The sequence below is a fragment of the uncultured Hyphomicrobium sp. genome, assembly GCF_902826555.1.
Lineage (GTDB): Bacteria > Pseudomonadota > Alphaproteobacteria > Rhizobiales > Hyphomicrobiaceae > Hyphomicrobium_C.
On sequence record NZ_CADEFI010000007.1, the window covers coordinates 70,517 to 87,531 of the forward strand.

Sequence of the window (17,015 nt, forward strand, 5' to 3'; positions counted from 1 at the left end):
TTGGCTCATCGCCGGCATCTTGCCGAGCGTTCGTCACAAAATGAGCCAAAGCCGTGTTCTCGACTGTCCCGCCCCCCGCCGCATTGACCCTTTCCGGGGCGTATCCCGCCTCCCTCCAGCTTTCGGATGTCAGAGTCGGGCGCATCTCGCCCATCGTCGTCGGGGGACTCGTGCGCCTCGCCGACTTCGCGCTCACGATCTTTAGCGGCTTCCTCGTCGCAGCGCTCTACCATGGCGAGACGGAGGTTCTGGCCGATCCCCTCTATGCCGCCATGATAGCGATCGCCGGCGTCAGTGCCGTGCTCGCCTTCGACCGGCTCGGCCTCTATTCCTCGCAAGCTCTCGCAAAGATGCATCGCAGCCTGCCCCGGCTCATGCTCGGATGGTTCGCCGCTTTCGCCGTGGTCGGCGGCGTCGCGTTCTTTCTCAAGGCGGGCGCGGATCTCTCGCGCGGCTGGCTCGCGCTGTGGCTCGTCTCCGGTGCCGCCGTGCTGGTGGCCGAGCGCGCGGGCGTGAGCCTCGTCGTGCAACGGCTCGCGAAGGCGGGACGCCTGCAGCGGCGCGCCGTCATCTACGGCACGGGGCCGCTCACCGAGGAGCTGATCCACAAGCTCGAGGCCGATCAAGGGATGGAGCTCCGGATCATCGGCGTGTTCGACGACCGCACGGACGCGCGCGGTCACGCTTCCGCCAGCGCCTATCCCCGCCTCGGAACGCTCGACGATCTCATCAGCGTCTCGCGGATGCTTCGCGTCGATCTCGTCATCGTCGCGCTTCCGCTCGCCGGCGAGAGCCGGTTGCACGACGTCGCAAACCGCATCTCGGAGCTACCGGCGGATATCCGCTTGCCGGCGCAAGCGACCCAGATCCGGCTGGCGCGGCGTCTCTACTCCTATGTGGGTCCGGTGGCCATGATCGATCTGCACGATCGGCCGATCGCGGACTGGGGGCATGTGGCCAAATGGACGTTCGACAAATTCATCGGGCTGTGCGCGCTTGTGCTTCTCGCACCCGTGATGGCGCTGGTCGCCATCGCCATCAAGCTCGATTCCCCCGGCCCCGTACTGTTTCGCCAGAAGCGCTACGGGTTCAATAGCGAACTGATCGAGGTGCTGAAGTTCCGCTCCATGCACACGGCGCTTTGCGATGCCACCGCGGACCGGCTGGTGACGAAAAGCGATCCACGAGTGACGCGCGTCGGGCGGATCATCCGCAAGACCAGCCTCGACGAGCTGCCGCAGCTTTTCAACGTGCTCATGGGCACGCTGTCTTTGGTGGGTCCGCGCCCGCATGCGGTCGCCGCCAAGGCCGAGGACCGGCTCTATGATCAGGTCGTTTCGCGCTACTTCGCCCGCCACAAGGTGAAACCCGGTATTACGGGCTGGGCGCAGATCTCGGGGTGGCGCGGCGAGACCGATACGCGCGAGAAGATCGAGAAGCGCGTTGAGCACGATCTCTACTACATCGAAAACTGGTCGGTATTCTTCGACCTCTACATTCTCGCGATGACGCCGCTCGCCCTCCTCAAGAGCGAGAACGCGTACTAAGGGCTGCCGCGAACCAGGGCGGCAGGCCGGCGGCGGCACGTGAGCCGATGCGCTCGCACGTCCATCGATACGCCGCCTTGTACAGCTCGTGGTGGCGGTGCCAATCGAGGAAACCCATGCCGTCGGGGATCGGCGGCTGCAGCGAAACGTCGTCGGCCTCCAGCTCTCGCAAAAAGTCGCGGCGGTTGGCCATCAGGGCGCGCATGAGCACGGCGACGAGGCCGGGCGCCTCGGGCAAGCGGTCGCGGCGCAACGGGTTGAGCACCAGTCGGATCAACTCGCCGCGCGACGGCAGAGCCTCGTAATCGACATCATAGCGGTCGAGCTCCGGCGGCTTCAGGCTGACCACGACATTGGGGCCCCTCTTCAAGTCGCGCATGACCTTGACGGGCACGTTGTCCAGGAGGCAACCGTCGACCAGCATGTCGCCGTCCGGCGTATAGACCGGCGGCAGCAGCACCGGGATCGAGGCCGACGCGCGGATGGCGCGCCATAGGGGGCCGGTGCGATGCACGGCGAGACCAAAGCGTGAAAGGTTGGTCGAGACTGCAAAGAACGGCAGCCACAGATCCTCGATGTCGGTCGAGCCGAACAGGCGCTTGAGCTCGGCATCGAAGGCCGTGTGATCGAGGAGTGCATAGCGCGGCAGCGTGTAGCGGCGAAGCGCGCGATTGGCGACGAACATCTCCCCGACCCGGTCGTCGATGTCGTCGGGCGGCGCGTCGAGCACGAACGCCGCCGCCAATGCGGCACCTGCCGAGGTTCCCCCCATGATGTCGAACGTCAATCCGGCCTCAGAGAGAGCCTTGAAGACTCCGGTATGCGCGGCCGCGAGGGCGCCACCTCCGGCGGCGACAAGACCGACCGCACTGCCGTCGATGAAGCGCACGAGGCGGTCGATATCGTCGGTCCGGTCGAGCGCGACGTGATGGTGCATGGCGATCTCGCGAGAGGCCATCCATCGCGCCGTGCCCGAGACCTTGCCGCGGCGCGGATGCAAGAGCACGAGGCGCGTCGCCTCCGGCGTCACGAATCGCGCCGCCAGCCGCTCGACGGCATTCGGCTCGGCCCCGTCGGCGTGATGGGCCACCGCCAGGACGAGGTCAGCGTGGCGAATGGCTTTTTCCGTCCATGGCGATACGGCATCGTCCGCGACCAGCAGCAGGTGCTCGTGGGCGGCTTCGAGTGCATTCAGGCGCGCTATGGCGTCTGCGCTTTCGAAAGAACGATCGCTGCCCAGGTGGCTCTGCGCCGTTTCGCTCGAGAGCACGACGCAGCGCGCGCGCCGGGCCAGAGCATCTCCCAGCTTGGCGACAAACTCGGTGCTGGTGCGCGAAGCGCCGGCGGAAACGATGCAGATGGTGCGCGGCAGGGGCACCAGCCGGGTTGCCGACGCAGCCGCGCTCGACGTGGTGGCGGCCAGGCGGCGGGCGAGCGTTGCGGTCAGCGTGCCCCAGATCCCGGGATGCGCCTCCACGAGCGCATCGAACTCGGCGCGCGGGAGCGCCAGCACCAGGCTGTCGCGCATGGCCGTTACGGTCGCAGTGCGCGCGCCATCGATCAGGAATGCGATCTCGCCTACGGGCTGGCCAGGGCCGATCTCGCTGACCGGGTCGTGTCGCCCCTCGAGCGTGACGGCAAAACGTCCCGAGACCACGACGTAGAGCGCGTCGGCCTGGTCCCCTTGGCGCATGAGCACGTCGCCGCGGCGGAGCGTGTGAAGCGCAAGCCGCTGGGCCAATGCCTGGCGCTCGTGTTCCGACAGGCCGGCAAAGAGGTCGACGTCCGGGACCTCGTGGAGGGTTCTTGCGTGCGCGTCGGCCTCCCGCACCCGATCCTCGGATGCTCGGTCTTCCGACGCTGAACTGTCGACAGGGCCCATGGACGTCCGATCCCTTTGCTCGGCCGTCTCAGTATAAGGCGATGCGTCCGGATCCGAAGGAGGGTCCGCGAGATCTGTTAATCAGGGAGGGGCGGCAGCCGGTGTTGCTCTGCAGCGAGACGGGCAAGCCCTACGACGAGAAGCGCCAGCGCGGGGAGAAACACCGCGACGAAGGCAGCGACGATGGCAAGTGTTGAGCCCATGCCCGTTATATAGGGGACAGGGCCGGCCGGATCACCGCTAAAGTGAAAGGCTACGGAGAATTAAGCGGCAACCGTGCGCGCGTCGTAGCCCTCGGCTGCGGCGGCGAGCGCCTCGCTCACGGCGCGGGCCATCTTGACGGGGTTGAAGCCCCACTTGGCGTTGAGGCGCATCTTGGCAGCGGCCTCGAGCGCCATGACGATCGCGGCCTGGCCGTGGAGGGCAATCAGATCGCTCACGTGACGCGTCTGGCAGGCGGTCAGGAAGCTGCGGAAACGCAGGAGAACAGCCACCTTGCGCACGCGGGCGCGGGGCGAGATCTGCCAGAAATCCTGCTCGACGCGGCGCAGGTCCTCGTCGGACAGCGTCACCGTCGGCAGCAAGAGACCGTTGCCCGCAGAGAGGATCTTAAGAGCGAGCGCGAGCTCGCGGGCACCGACGAGCGGCACGTCGCTGGTATCCACGGCGCTCTCTGGGGCGGGATTGTCGATGGCTTGCGACATGGTGCTTCAGCTCCGCTTCGAGGCCGGGTTCGCGCGGGCGAAAACGCTCCAGGGCGACCCATGCAACAGAATGATGTCTCTCGGACTACGCGATTCGACGATGAAATCCACATCGAGACCGACGAGGCGGCCATTCGGATTCTGGATATCCGTCTTCGCGAAACGATACTTGCGACCATCGGAGGCGCTGATGACACCAAAGCCGATGCTCTCGTGAAACTTCGTGATCTGTCCTTGCATTGCACGCTCCATCTCGTCGGTCTCAACCCGCCGCGGCGGTGTCTTGCAAGACCATGCCTGAGATGGACAGCACGTGCTGTTCCGGTCGATACATTCCCAATCTTTTCAAGGCTGTCAATCGGCTTTTTCGCGCTGCAACATAAAAAGGGCCGCCCTTGCAGGCGGCCCACAGCTTTTGTCGCAGGGGGAGCGAGAAATCCCCAAACTTTATGCCTTTGCCGGCCCCGAGCCCTATTTCAGGCCCGGAGCGATCTCCAGCCCCGCGAGGGCGATTGGTCTGCGTCCGCGGGACGGGGGAGACGCGGGGTTCGATGCCTCAGTTGTTACGAAAAAAGGCATCTACCCGCATGCCGGGCTTCAACGCCGCGGCCGTCCCCTGCAGTTCGATGGTCACCTCCATCACCTCGACGTCGGTCGGACGCAGAGGTCCGCGCGGACCAATCTTGGCGGAGCCGAGGGTCGGGGCGATGTTGGTCACCTTGCCTTCGAACCTTTCGTCGCCGCGGCTGATGCTCTTCACATAGGCGACCTGGTTGATCTTGATCTTGTCCACGTCACCCTCGTCGACCTCGGCCTTGACGCGCACGATGCTCATGTCGCCCATGACGACAAGCGGCAGCTCGGGCGACGGGGCTACGACTTCGCCGGCCTTGGCGTTCACCTCGAGGATGGTTCCGGCGGAGGGGGCGCGAATGCGTGTCTTGTCGAGCAGCGCTTCGGCCATGCGCACTTCGGCGCGAGCCTGGCTCACGCCGGATTCGGCGCGGCTCGGGGCGGGCAGGTTGGCCTTCGACTGCGCCTTGACGTAGGCGATGCGCTCGCGTTCGAGACGCTCGTTGGCGTCCTTCAGGCGGCGGCGCGCGTCGCTCACGGCCGCGTCGCTGCCCGTGCCGCCGCGCTTGGCGGAGATGGCGTAGTCGAGTTCGATGCGAGCACCCGTGACGGCGCGCTCGGCGGAATAGATGGCGTCCTCGGCCTTGCGGACGTCCTCGCGGCCGGCGCGGAAATCCTTCTCGCGATCCTCGCGCAGGGCCTCGGCCTCCGTTTCAGCGGACGCGAGCTTGGCGCGGGCTTCGGCGTCATCGAGACGGAGCAGAAGCTCGCCCTCCTCGACCTTGTCATCGACGGCGACGAGAACTTCCTCGACGCGGCCAAGGTATGTCGCGCCGAGACGGATCTCGCCCGACTTGGGCTCGACGCGGCCGGGAGCGGCGACGTTGTAGTCCTTCGTCTCGAGAGCAAGCGGCTCCTCGACCACGCTATTCTTGTACTTGTCGTAGGCCAGGTAGCCGCCGGCACCGGCGAGCCCCAGGAGGAGAATGAGATTGACGGGCTTCAGCATGGCAGATGATCTTCCTTAAGCTGCAACATTCTTTTTCTTGGATGACTCGTCGGGGCCGCCCTTGTTGGGCGAGCGGTCGTCTCCAACGATGCGTCCATCCTCAATGGTGATGATGCGGTCTGCATAATGGAGCGTGCGATGGTCGTGGGTGACGGCCATGACGGCGCGCGTCGGATCCTTGGCCACCTCCTTCAGAAGCTCCATCACGGCTTTGCCGTTCTCGCTATCGAGTGCGGCCGTAGGCTCGTCCGCGAGCACCACCGACGGGCGGCCTGCGAGCGAGCGAGCAATGGCGACGCGCTGCTTCTCGCCGCCCGAAAGTTTCGACGGATAATTGTGCAGGCGATGGCCGAGGCCAACGGCTTTTAGGGCTTCCGCCGCGGTCTCCACCGGGTCGGCAGAGCGCGCGTCGCGCACGTCGAGCGCAACCAGCACGTTCTCGAGCGCGGTCAAAGTCGGAAACAGGTTGTAGCTCTGAAACACGAAACCGATATGGAGACGCCGGATCTCGGCCAGCTCCTCCGACGCAAGCCCGACGGCCTGATGACCCGCGAGGTGCAACTCGCCGCTGGTTGCCGTCAGAATGCAGCCGAGGATCGAAAGAAGAGTGGTCTTGCCACTGCCCGATGGGCCCATCAGCAGCGTCAACTCTCCGGGGCGGAGGTCCATGCTCACACCCTTCAGGATGTGCAGCTCGCCCGCGCCCGTGTTGATCGATTTGACGATATTGCGAGCTTCGAGAAGCGGACGCTGCCCGTTCGATGCTCTGTCAGACTTGGACATCTCAGCGAAGTCTCCCGAATGCGGAACGCAGAAATCAGTGCAACGTGTTTGGCATCAGTGGCTCGTCGCGTCTGTTACGCCTGTCACATGAAATGCCGTTTGCCGTGACGAAACCCGTGAAATCGTTCTTACAACGGATCTTCCAATCCCGGGAAGCAAGCGCGACGTTTGCTCCACCGTCCTCTCCTCCATGGAGGAGATCCGGAAAGCACCTGCCGCCTTCCGGATCTCCTTTTTCCATCACGTACCGGTGCCCGCCCTTATCTGTTGAAGACGCCTGCAGGATCGATGCGCGTAACTTTGCGGATTGCGGTGATGGCGGCGAAGATGCACATGCCGACCGTCAACGCGAAGAGATAGGCGGCTATCTTGGGTGTCATGACGATGGTTAGCGTCGGCACGCGCACCGACAGCCTGTAGATCGCCAGCATGGCGAGCAGCATACCAGCGGCATAACCAAGGACCGCGCTCAGCATCGCCTGGATCAGAATGACGGCGTGAATGTAGCTCGCGGACGCGCCGAGAGCGCGCAGCGTCGCGAACTCGTTCAAGTGATCCTTTGTGCTGGCGTAGAGCGTCTGCGCAACGATGACGACACCGACGATAGCGCCGAGCACCATGCCGGTGATGAGCGCGAGACCGGCGCCGGTGGAGAACATCCAGTAGTTGATCGAGCGGCGCGTGAACTCGTCGTGAGTCAAGACCTCGACACCCTGCATGCGGTCTTGCAATGCCGTACGAACTGTCTCCACGTTCGCACCGTGCTGCAGCGTGACGAGGACGTATGTCGATTGCGCGGCCCCGGCACCCACGAACTTGCGCGCCGTGTTGATCGGCGTGAATACATAGGGGAGCGTCGTGAAGGAGCGGATGCCCTTGGTGACGGCCGTCACCTTGATGCGCTGGCTATTGATCTCGGCGTAGCTGTTGCGCCCTTCGATGCCGAGATCCTTGAAATAGGAACGATCGACCGCGACGGCATTCGGCGCTTCGAGATCTTCGACCGCGCCTTCGTCGAGGCTCCACGGACGCGTACCGCCATTGGCCCAATCGAGCCCGACGAGAATGAACGACTTCCGGCCGCCCTCCGGCTTGCGCCAGGATGCGAAGCTCACGATCATGTCTTCGGCCTTTTGCACGCCCGGCGTCGAAAGCGCCGCGTACTTCTCATGGCCGATCAGCAGGGAGGGGTCGTCGAAGCTTTTGGTGCCGAAGGGCACGATCCAGAGATCGGCGGGCGCCTTGTCGAGCACTGTCGCGATCTTGTTCTCGCTGCCCTTGTAGAGGCCGACCTCGATGGCGACGAGCACCACGGAGAAGACGATGCCGACCAAGGTCACGATCAGGCTCATGCGATCGTGAAAGAGGTTCCGGTAGGCGATCTTGGGCGCCATCTTAATGACTTTACCCTGAGCAGCCGGCGCTGCTGCACCGCCTAAAATCCTCTTTAACATGTCCGACTCCAATGAAGCTCGGGAGAGTTGTGCGCTGAACTCGTTGCCGCGTCCAGCGCCTGCGCTCGCTCGAATCAGCTTTTATTCCATCACAATGCGTCGTGTGACGCCGAATCCGGCCCGGCACGATCGCGTCATACTCGATACGCCCTGAGGTCGATTGTTACGCTTCGGTAAAGTCCCGAGGCGCTGCCCTCGATTACTTCTCGCAGCCGACCGTTACGGTGGTGCCGATCGCGGGAACGAACTTCTTGCAGTTGGCCGCCTCGGCAGGCGCCTCGGCGGTCACGGTGGACCCGGCCGACGGGTGTTCCGTTTCAGCCTGGGACTCGGCGTGCTCCGCCGTCCCGGCGCTGCCCTCATCCTGAGCGGGAATCGATCCCTGGATCAGCGCCGAGCTTCCGGTCACAGGCGCGGTCTCTTGGGCGGTGGTCTCGGCCTTATCGGCGGCCGCCTTCGGCGCCGGGTCGGCCTTGACCACGTGCTGCGACTTTTCGGGCTTGCGTGACGCCTGAGCGGCCGGGGCCTTCTTTCGCGAGCCCGGCCCATGATATGCGCCACCGCCGCCGTGGGACGGCGTGGCGACGAACGTACCAAGCGGGCCACCGAAGCCCAGGCGCACGCCGCCGCCAGCCTCGGCTGCGGATGCCAGCGCCGTGGTCGCCACGAGGGCGGATGCAAGGGCAATGACCTTCGCATTCATTGTGGTCTCTCCTCGAACTCTGCTTGTGCCGGGATCATGGACACCGGCGTCGCATTCTCAACAGAGAATGCCTGCACGTGCGGCCGAGCGCTGTTCCTGGTGGGACAAAAACTCCATTTTCAAAACGTTGCCTAAACAAAAGAGCCGGCCCACGAGGGACCGGCTCCGATGGTGACTCTGTATTTCTGACTTCGGTTTAGCAACCGACATCCACTGCGACGCCGAGGGCCGGGACGTACTTCTTGCAGGTCTTGGGGGCATCCGGCTCGGCCGTGAGATCGGTGGTGGAGGCCGAGGTGTCGTCGCTCGAAGCAACTGCCGCGGTGTCGACCGGCTTGTCCGTTTCGACCGGGGTGGCGTTGGCCTGATCGACATCGACCTGGGTCAGGGCTGCGGAGCTCGAGGGAGCGGGTACGTAGGTGCTCGGCGTGGTGCTGGTGGTTGTCGTCTCGGCGACCTCATCACCGTTGGCTTCGGCTTTGGCGGCATCGGCCTTTGCCTGAGCCTGAGCCTGAGCCTGGGCCTTGGCGCGTGCCTGGGCCTGTGCCTTTGCGCGGGCCTGGGCCTGAGCCTTGGCGCGTGCCTGAGCCTGAGCTTGCGCCTTAGCGCGGGCGCGCTGCTGGGCTTCTGCCTTCTTGGCCTGGTGGGCCATGGCGCCGACGGCGAGGACACCGAGGCCAATGCCCAGTGCGACGCCACGTCCACCAGCCTCGGCGGCCGGGGTGATTGCCATGCTGGCGGCGACCGTTGCTGCGATCAGGCGGATGTTGAGCTTCTTGGCCATTTTCGTCTCCATCAGGTGTCTCTGGAGCTGATGGATCGTTTGGCCATCAGCGCTCTCTTGAAGCTCACAGTGCCGGAAGCGGGGTCGCGGCGCTGTTCCACCCGGCACAAGCCGTCGAATTTGCCGATTTTTTTCGATCTGAGACCGGCGGCCGCCCATCTCTCGCATTAATGCATTGATTTTATTTGTTTTATGCCGCTACGGGAGCGAAGCTTCCCGCTCCGCGAAGCTGGGCCACGGCGGGTTTGGTGCGGATGGTGTCGGCGATCGAGCCGGCGATCCGGGACACGAAGGCCGTCGTGCGGTCGAGGACCACGTGGCGCTGCCGGTCGACGGTGACCATGTGGTAGCTGTCCTCCAGCACCACGAGATCAACCGGGCCGCCCAGCTCGCGTTGCAGATACGCTGCATTGTCGAGGCCGGCGTAGTCGTCCTCGCGCGCATGCAGGATCAGCACAGGCTGAGTGATGGAGCCGAGATCCTTCATGACCTCCTTGGCCAGACGGCGGCGCTCCAGCACCGCACCGCCCGGTGTGGAGGACGGGGCCATCTTGGATCCTTCCGAAGCCATGGCGCTGGTAATGAAATCGCGGATGCGCTTGTCCTTGATGCCGACGTGGATCGGCACCGGGAAGCGAAACATGTTGGCCACCCATTTGCTGTCGATCATGCGGAAGAGCGGCAAATACCAGGGGATCTGGCGCCCGGAGAGCCAAAGCGTCGGCGAATAAAGCGCTACGGCGTGGACCTTGTCGGGGTGACGGGCGGCAAGCATCAGGCTCAGCACGGCGCCGGTGGACAGGCCGCCAACGATGACGGTTTCGCAGGTCGCAGACAGCTCCTCGAGGCCTTTCTCGGCGCTCGCGTACCAATCCTGCCAGGTGGTGGCCATGAGATCGGCCTCGGTGCCGCCGTGGCCGGCCAGGTGAGGCGTCAGAACGGTGTAGCCGTTGCGGGTGAGACCGTTGGCAACAAAGCGAATTTCGCTCGGTGAGCCGCACAGGCCATGGATGAGGAGCACACCGACGCGGCCGCTCTTGCTTCCCAATTTCAATTCGCTCGACTGCATCTTCGACCCCAATTCATTCTCGTATTCGATGGGGTCACGCTAGCGGAGCCAATCCGCCGCCGCTGTTCCGGGTGGCACAGGAAACTGCGCCGCTTCATCGGCTTAGGATCGGGGACTATTTGACGACGGGCGCTTGAAAGTTTTCCGGCTAGAGCGGAAAAGCTACGGTCCGGTTGGTTAAGTGCATTTGCCCATTGACCTCGCCGCACCCCCGGATTACCAATTTAGAATTATTCTAATTGTTGACTTTAAGCCGTGGAGCGCCGGCTAGCGGCCATTCCGTTCGGCTGGCAAAGGGAGGACCCATGAAGGGTAAACGCGAGGTCATCGAGATCCTGAACGAGGCGCTGAAGCTCGAGCTCGGGGCCGTCAACCAGTACTGGCTCCACTACCGGATGCTCGAAAACTGGGGGTTTACCAAGCTCGCCAAGAAGGAGCGGGCGGAGTCGATCGAGGAGATGCACCACGCCGACAAGCTCGTCTCCCGCATCATCTTCCTCGACGGGCTGCCCAATCTGCAGCACGTGGCGCCGCTCATGATCGGCGAGCATCTCCAGGAAGTGCTCGAATGCGATCTCAAGGGCGAGAAGATCGCACACGAGACGTACATCCGGGGACGCGACATCTGCCGGACGGCCAAAGACTACGTAACCATGGAGCTGTTCGAGGACCTGATCGAGGACGAGGAAGGGCACATCGATTTCATCGAAACCCAGCTCGACCTGATATCCAAGATCGGCATCGAGAACTACGGGCTCTTGCAATCCGACCCGGCCAACGAGGTCGAAGGGCACTAAGGACGAGCGCGGGCGCCACCACGCCCGCGCTTCTTTCCGGCCGCGGTGTGCCGGATTGTCACTCTGTCGGGACGCACGGAACCGCGTGCACCTGTGCGGCGTTGGCCTGCAGGTGAATAATCATGACAGCAACAACACTTCGCCAGTCCGCCTCATCGCAACCTCCGACCAGGATTCTGATCGTCGAGGATGATCCGATCCTGCGCTTCACGCTCGCCATGGAGCTCAACCAGGAAGGATTCGCCGTGCGTGAAGCGCGCGACGCGGACGAGGCCGAGACGGTGCTCCAAACCGGCGCCGCAATCGATGCGATCGTGACCGACATCGAGATGCCCGGGGCGCGGGACGGGATCGCGCTCGCGAAATACGTGCGCGCATTCTACCCCGGCGTGCGGGTGATCGTCGTATCCGGTATCGTTCCGAAGAGCGGAATCGTGGGCGTGGCGGATGCGTTCTTCGGCAAGCCCTACGACATCGAGCGCATCATCCTGCGCGTTCGCGCGCTGTTGAGCGCGCCGCCGCGGCTGGCAAGCGCCCACGCCAACTAGCGTTATCCCTTGAGCACGCGACCGGCGACAGCGTCGAGCTTGCGCACGAGAGAGGCGTCGCGTGCCTCGGGTGCCGTGATGAGCGCGACGTCGAGGGCGCGATCCGAGCCGATGGGGCAGTCTGGATGCTCTCGCGGCAACTCGCGCGCAAGCCGCGCCACCAGCCGCTGCGCCTTTTCCGTATTGTCCTTCATGATGGCGATGATGGACGCGACGTCGACGTCGGCATGGTCGTCGTGCCAGCAATCGTAATCCGTCACCATGGCCACGGTCGCGTAACAGATCTCGGCTTCGCGAGCGAGCTTAGCCTCCGGCATGTTGGTCATGCCGATGACGTCCATGCCCCAGCTGCGGTAGAGGTTGCTCTCGGCGCGCGTGGAGAACTGGGGCCCTTCCATCACGAGGTAGGTCCCGCCGCGGGTATAGGTTATGCCCTCGCCCTGGGCCGCCTTCTCGACGGCATCGACGAGCAGCGGGCTCACCGGATCCGCAACCGAAACGTGCGCAACGAGCCCGGGGCCGAAGAAGCTTTTCTCGCGCGCGAAGGTGCGGTCGACGAACTGATCGACAAGAACGAAGTGGCCGGGCGGCAGGTCCTCGCGCAGAGACCCGCAGGCCGAAATCGACACCAGATCCGTGACGCCCGAGCGTTTCAGCGCATCGATGTTGGCGCGGAAGTTGATTGCCGAGGGCGGGACGGGATGTCCGCGGCCGTGGCGAGGCAAGAAGCGAACCGGAAGCCCGGCGATCTCGGCGAACAGGATCTCGTCCGAAGGGGCGCCCCAGGGCGTCATCACTTTTTCCCAATGGGCGTTCTCAAGCCCCGGCAGATTGTAGAAGCCGCTGCCGCCGACGATGCCAAGCACGGATTTGGTCATGGGGATCCTCAAAAGGCGGATGGAGCATCGTGGAGCCGAGGCGTTGCGAGCCGCATCACTGCCTACTGCCCGTCGCTGCAAAAGAAAAGGGCCCCGAAGCGGAGCCCTTTCCGTCATCGATCCGTCATTTGGGGCGTCACCGGGCCGCTCAGTGCGGGATCTTGGACCACAGCGTCCGCTTTCCGGCATAGAGCAGCAGCGTCGTCACGAGCAGATAGAGCATGACGAGCCAGCCGGTGCTCTTGCGCGCATTGAGCGAGGGATCGGCAGCCCAGGCGAGGAATGCCGCGATGTCGCGTGCATTGTCGTCGAGCGAGCCTTTGCCGTCCTGATACTTGATGAAGGCGTCCTTCGCGAGCGGCGGCGGCATAGCGATCTGATGGCCCGGAAAGGCGGCGTTGTACTGCATCCCGTCCGCAAGCTTCACGTCCGCCGGCGCCTCGCCGTAGCCGGTCAGCAGCGCATAGATGTAGTCGGGACCACCCTCCTGATAGCCGGTCGCTACGTCCCTCAACATGGAGAACGGATGCGCCCACCAGGTCCCCGTGTATTCGACGTTGCGTGCCTTGGCGATCAGCGAAAGATCGGGCGGATAAGCGCCGTTCTGCCCGGCGCGGGCTTCCTTCTCGTTCTTGTACGGTCCCAGGATCGGATCGAACGGCTTGGGTTCGCGGTCGAACATCTTGCCGTCGTCGTTCGGGCCGTCGACGACCTTGTTGGGCCACGTCTGCGCGAGGGCCTTCACGGCGTCCTCGGGGAACTCAGGTCCGCCGGGCTCGAAGAGATTGCGGAACCGCACGCGCTTCAGCCCATGGCAATAGACGCAGCTGTCCTTGTAAATCTGAAACCCGCGCTGGAGCTGCGCCTTGTCATATTGGCCGGTGAAGCCGCCGAAGCTCCACGTCTGGCGCTCGATGTGAGCATGACCGCCTTCGGCAGCCAGCGCCGTCTGCGGAAGATTGGCGGCCGCCATGAGGACGGCAACGGCGAGAAATCCGCTCTTCATTGCTTTTGTCATCGGATGTTCCCCCCGCTCAACGTGTCTCAGGAGCGGTGACGGCACCTTGCGGCGCTCCCGAACCGCTTGGAAGGACCGACGCGGATATGGATTTCGGCAACGTCTTCGGCGTCTCGATCAGACCGACGATCGGCATGATGAGCAGGAAGTGGGCGAAATAGTAGATGGTGAAAATGCGCGACCAGATAACGTAGGCGCCCTCCGGCGGCTTGGCGCCGAGATAGCCGAGGCCGACGCATGAAATGACGAGCAGCCAGAAGAACCACTTGTAGAGCGGCCGGTACTTGGCGGAGCGCACGCGGCTGGTGTCCAGCCAGGGCACGAACACCAGCACGGCGATGGCCGAAAACATGGCAATGACGCCGCCGAGCTTCGAAGGGATGGCGCGCAGGATGGCGTAGAACGGCAGGAAGTACCATTCCGGCACAATGTGCGGCGGCGTTACGAGCGGATTGGCCTCGGTGTAGTTGTCGGCGTGGCCGAGGTAGTCCGGCAGGAAGAAGACGAACCAGGCAAACAGGATCAAGAACGCGAACAAGCCAACCGCGTCTTTTGCCACCGCATAGGGATACATCGGCACGGCGTCCGACTTAGTCTTGATGTCGAGACCGGTCGGATTGTTCTGCCCAGCCACGTGCAGCGCCCAGATGTGGAGCGCAACGAGACCGAACAAGACGAACGGCAGCAGGTAATGGAGCGAGAAGAAGCGGTTCAGCGTCGTGCCGGAGACCGAGTAGCCGCCCCACAGCCATTCAACGACAGCGGTGCCGACGCCGGGGATGATCTCGTTCAACGACGAGAAGAGGTTGGTGATGACCGTCACGCCCCAGAAGCTCATCTGGCCCCACGGGAGCGCGTAGCCCATGAAGGCGGTCGCCATCATGACCAGGAAGATGAGCACGCCGAGGATCCACAACACCTCGCGCGGGGCCTTGTAGGAGCCGTAGTAGAGGCCGCGGAAGATGTGGATGTAGACGGCGATGAAGAACATCGAAGCGCCGACAGCGTGGAAGTTGCGGATCATCCAGCCGTAGTTGACGTCACGGCGGATGGCCTCCACCGAGTTGAACGCATCTGCCGCGCTCGGCTGATAATGCATGGCGAGCACAATGCCGGTCGCGATCTGAGCCACGAGGCAGAAGGTCAGGATGCCGCCGAAAGTCCAAAGGTAGTTGAGATTGCGCGGCGTCGGAAAATCCACGAACTGGCCGTGCATGAGACGCGCGATCGGCAGGCGGTCGTCCCACCATTTGGCAAACGAGGATTTCGGCTCGTAGCTTGACGAATGTTCCATCTGAGACCCCCCTGCCCCTCTCAGCCGATCTTGATCTTGGTGTCGGACACGAACTCGTAGGGCGGGACCTCGAGGTTACGCGGCGCCGGGCCTTTGCGGATGCGCCCGGACGTATCGTAGTGCGAGCCGTGACAGGGGCAGAACCAACCGCCGAAGTCACCCCTGGTGTCGGCCATCGCCTGCCCTTTCGGGATGCAACCCAAGTGCGTGCAGATGCCGACCAGGATCAGCCAATTGTCCTTGCCCTCCTTGACGCGATTGGTGTCGAGGGCCGGCGTGGCCTCGGGCAGGAGATCGTTGCGCGCCGACGGGTCGGGAAGGTCGGCAACGGGGACCGTCTCCGCCGCCTTGATCTCGTCCGCCGTCCGGTTGCGGATAAAAATAGGCTTGCCGCGCCACATGGCGGTGATGGCCTGGCCTTCCTTGACCGGGGAGAGATCGATTTCGACCGAGGCCAAGGCTTGAGCGCCGGCATCGGGGTTCATTTGCGCCACGAACGGCCACAGCGTCGCCGCTGCGCCGACGGCAGCAAATGCATTTCCGGCAATGACAAGGAAATCTCGGCGACTAGTATCTTCGACTTCGCTTGCCACGTGCCCCTCCAGTTTCGAGGATGTTTCCTTCGCGCGACGTGCTTCGCGCTCCGAGACAACAGCGGGTCAGTTTTCTTTTTCGCTCACGCTCCGCAAGCCTAGAATTCCGGTTACGGACGAGTGCGCAAGTTTTCTCCCCATGCAGATTGGAAAGCACTAAACGAGGCTCGCCTCGTGTGCAAGGATCGCTCCTTCCATCAGGGGTCGCCGAATCGCTGCGCGTCCATCTGTCGTCTTGTTCTGGCATCGATTGCCAATGTGCTCAAGTCGCCTCGACTCGCACTCCGCGGGTCAAAGTGGCGCAGACTTCAGACTACATTGGACGTTCGCTCATGCGCCTTGCGCTCTATCAACCCGACATTCCGCAGAACACCGGAACCATTCTTCGACTTTCGGCCTGTGTTGGTGTCGCCGTGGATCTGATCGGGCCTGCGGGCTTCGATATCAGCGACCGGTCATTCCGGAGGGCTGGACTCGACTATTTGGATCACGTCGCGCTTACCCGCCATGAGAGCTTCGCCGCCTTCGATGCGCGCCTAGCGGAATCGACTCCACCGCCGCGACTCGTGCTGCTGACTACACACGCCAGCGAGTCCCATCTCGGATTCGCGTTTCGCGACACCGACGTGCTGCTGCTTGGCCGCGAAAGTGCGGGCGTTCCGGAGGCGGTGCATAAGCGGGCCGACGCGCGCATCCGCATTCCGATGCGGGAAGGCCTGCGTTCACTGAATATTGCCGTTGCGGCGGCGATGGTGCTGGGGGAAGCGCTCAGGCAGACGGGCGGCTTTCCCGCGTAGGCATCAGGGCCGAGCGGTCGTCAGCCTTTGTTCAACAATAGGGTGAGGCCGACCAAGGTCTCGCTGAAGAACTGGATCTCGACCATCTGCCGCTTGTCCTTGACGATGATGTCCATGTTTGCCGACAGGGTCGAGCCCTCGGTGCCCTTGACCGATACGCGGAAGCCGCGCGGCGTCACCTGGCCGTCGAGCGACCCGGCGATGTTGTACATCTCTTCCTTCCAATCGCCGGACAGCTTGCCGTCGGCGTGGCGGACAACGCTCTTCAGCTCGATCTTGCCGCCGCCGGAGGCGCAGCGGATCGTCTGCTTCAGGACGTTGCCTTCCTCCTCGACGAAATAGGTGGCACGGCACTTCACCTGCTCGGTTTTGCCGTCCTTGAAACGCAGACGGCCTTCGCCGCCCCACCAACCATCGATGCTGGCAAACGGACCGACCGTCTGCGGAGCTGCATCGACGGCCGGAGCCGAGACGACCGCAAAGCCCCACGTCACGGCTGCGACGAACGTGACCGCAAGCCCGCGCCTGATCGTGATCAACGGAAAGGTCATGTGGTCCCCGCGCATTGCGCTCGAATCCCGG

The 17,015-nt window shown here is 63.8% G+C and carries 18 protein-coding genes; 4 read left to right on the forward strand and 14 right to left on the reverse strand.

Going from position 1 to position 17,015, the window contains the following annotated elements; translation table 11 throughout:
• The first annotated feature begins 53 nt into the window (after positions 1-53).
• Positions 54-1,547, forward strand: a complete 1,494-nt coding sequence (locus QZV93_RS05435; RefSeq protein WP_295556616.1) for an undecaprenyl-phosphate glucose phosphotransferase — start codon at positions 54-56, stop codon at positions 1,545-1,547.
• On the opposite strand, the gene QZV93_RS05440 is transcribed toward QZV93_RS05435, so the two are convergent.
• From QZV93_RS05440 to QZV93_RS05480, 9 genes are all read right to left on the reverse strand, one after another.
• On the reverse strand, positions 1,525-3,429 hold the full coding sequence (locus QZV93_RS05440) for a cyclic nucleotide-binding and patatin-like phospholipase domain-containing protein (RefSeq protein ID WP_295556618.1): 1,905 nt from the start codon (positions 3,427-3,429) through the stop codon (positions 1,525-1,527). The two genes, QZV93_RS05435 and QZV93_RS05440, sit on opposite strands and share 23 nt — an antisense overlap.
• A 263-nt stretch (positions 3,430-3,692) precedes the next feature.
• Positions 3,693-4,133, reverse strand: coding sequence for a hypothetical protein (locus QZV93_RS05445; RefSeq protein ID WP_295556620.1), 441 nt, complete (start codon positions 4,131-4,133; stop codon positions 3,693-3,695).
• Between the two features lie 6 nt (positions 4,134-4,139).
• The gene (locus tag QZV93_RS05450; protein ID WP_295556621.1) at positions 4,140-4,373 is read right to left on the reverse strand and encodes a hypothetical protein; all 234 of its coding nucleotides are present in this window, start codon (positions 4,371-4,373) and stop codon (positions 4,140-4,142) included.
• Positions 4,374-4,689: 316 nt separating this feature from the next.
• On the reverse strand, positions 4,690-5,715 hold the full coding sequence (locus tag QZV93_RS05455; protein ID WP_295556623.1) for an efflux RND transporter periplasmic adaptor subunit: 1,026 nt from the start codon (positions 5,713-5,715) through the stop codon (positions 4,690-4,692).
• Positions 5,716-5,730: 15 nt separating this feature from the next.
• A complete protein-coding gene (locus QZV93_RS05460) occupies positions 5,731-6,498 on the reverse strand; it encodes an ABC transporter ATP-binding protein (protein ID WP_295556624.1) in 768 nt (255 codons plus the stop codon).
• A 260-nt stretch (positions 6,499-6,758) separates the two neighbouring features.
• Complete coding sequence (locus QZV93_RS05465) at positions 6,759-7,952, reverse strand: ABC transporter permease (protein ID WP_295556625.1); 1,194 nt, start codon at positions 7,950-7,952, stop codon at positions 6,759-6,761.
• Positions 7,953-8,151: 199 nt separating this feature from the next.
• Positions 8,152-8,655, reverse strand: a complete 504-nt coding sequence (locus QZV93_RS05470; RefSeq protein ID WP_295556626.1) for a hypothetical protein — start codon at positions 8,653-8,655, stop codon at positions 8,152-8,154.
• Positions 8,656-8,851: 196 nt separating this feature from the next.
• Positions 8,852-9,439 carry a hypothetical protein gene (locus tag QZV93_RS05475; protein WP_295556628.1) on the reverse strand — a complete coding sequence of 196 codons (588 nt, stop codon included), beginning with the start codon at positions 9,437-9,439 and terminating at the stop codon, positions 8,852-8,854.
• Between the two features lie 190 nt (positions 9,440-9,629).
• Positions 9,630-10,487 (reverse strand): alpha/beta fold hydrolase, encoded by an 858-nt coding sequence (locus tag QZV93_RS05480; RefSeq protein ID WP_295556630.1) that lies wholly within the window; start codon positions 10,485-10,487, stop codon positions 9,630-9,632.
• 326 nt (positions 10,488-10,813) lie between these two features.
• Between QZV93_RS05480 and bfr the strand changes: the two genes are divergently transcribed.
• Both bfr and QZV93_RS05490 read left to right on the forward strand, forming a co-directional pair.
• The gene (gene bfr, locus QZV93_RS05485) at positions 10,814-11,305 is read left to right on the forward strand and encodes a bacterioferritin (RefSeq protein WP_295556632.1); all 492 of its coding nucleotides are present in this window, start codon (positions 10,814-10,816) and stop codon (positions 11,303-11,305) included.
• A 122-nt stretch (positions 11,306-11,427) separates the two neighbouring features.
• Positions 11,428-11,853, forward strand: a complete 426-nt coding sequence (locus QZV93_RS05490) for a response regulator (protein WP_295556634.1) — start codon at positions 11,428-11,430, stop codon at positions 11,851-11,853.
• A gap of 2 nt (positions 11,854-11,855) precedes the next feature.
• Here the strand turns inward: QZV93_RS05490 and QZV93_RS05495 are convergent, their stop codons facing one another.
• The 4 genes from QZV93_RS05495 to petA all read right to left on the reverse strand — a co-directional run bounded on the left by QZV93_RS05495 (position 11,856) and on the right by petA (position 15,636).
• Positions 11,856-12,731 carry an S-methyl-5'-thioadenosine phosphorylase gene (locus tag QZV93_RS05495; RefSeq protein WP_295556636.1) on the reverse strand — a complete coding sequence of 292 codons (876 nt, stop codon included), beginning with the start codon at positions 12,729-12,731 and terminating at the stop codon, positions 11,856-11,858.
• Positions 12,732-12,879: 148 nt separating this feature from the next.
• Positions 12,880-13,749 carry a cytochrome c1 gene (locus QZV93_RS05500; RefSeq protein WP_295556638.1) on the reverse strand — a complete coding sequence of 290 codons (870 nt, stop codon included), beginning with the start codon at positions 13,747-13,749 and terminating at the stop codon, positions 12,880-12,882.
• Between the two features lie 16 nt (positions 13,750-13,765).
• Positions 13,766-15,043: a cytochrome b N-terminal domain-containing protein gene (locus tag QZV93_RS05505; protein ID WP_295556640.1), complete on the reverse strand. Its 1,278-nt coding sequence runs from the start codon at positions 15,041-15,043 to the stop codon at positions 13,766-13,768.
• A gap of 20 nt (positions 15,044-15,063) precedes the next feature.
• Positions 15,064-15,636, reverse strand: coding sequence for a ubiquinol-cytochrome c reductase iron-sulfur subunit (gene petA / locus QZV93_RS05510; protein WP_295556642.1), 573 nt, complete (start codon positions 15,634-15,636; stop codon positions 15,064-15,066).
• A 332-nt stretch (positions 15,637-15,968) separates the two neighbouring features.
• Here petA and QZV93_RS05515 point away from each other — a divergent pair, with 332 nt between their 5' ends.
• Positions 15,969-16,433 (forward strand): tRNA (cytidine(34)-2'-O)-methyltransferase, encoded by a 465-nt coding sequence (locus tag QZV93_RS05515; RefSeq protein ID WP_295556644.1) that lies wholly within the window; start codon positions 15,969-15,971, stop codon positions 16,431-16,433.
• A 20-nt stretch (positions 16,434-16,453) separates the two neighbouring features.
• Here QZV93_RS05515 and QZV93_RS05520 read toward each other — a convergent pair whose 3' ends face one another.
• The gene (locus QZV93_RS05520; protein ID WP_295556645.1) at positions 16,454-16,984 is read right to left on the reverse strand and encodes a hypothetical protein; all 531 of its coding nucleotides are present in this window, start codon (positions 16,982-16,984) and stop codon (positions 16,454-16,456) included.
• Between the last annotated feature and the right edge of the window lie 31 nt (positions 16,985-17,015).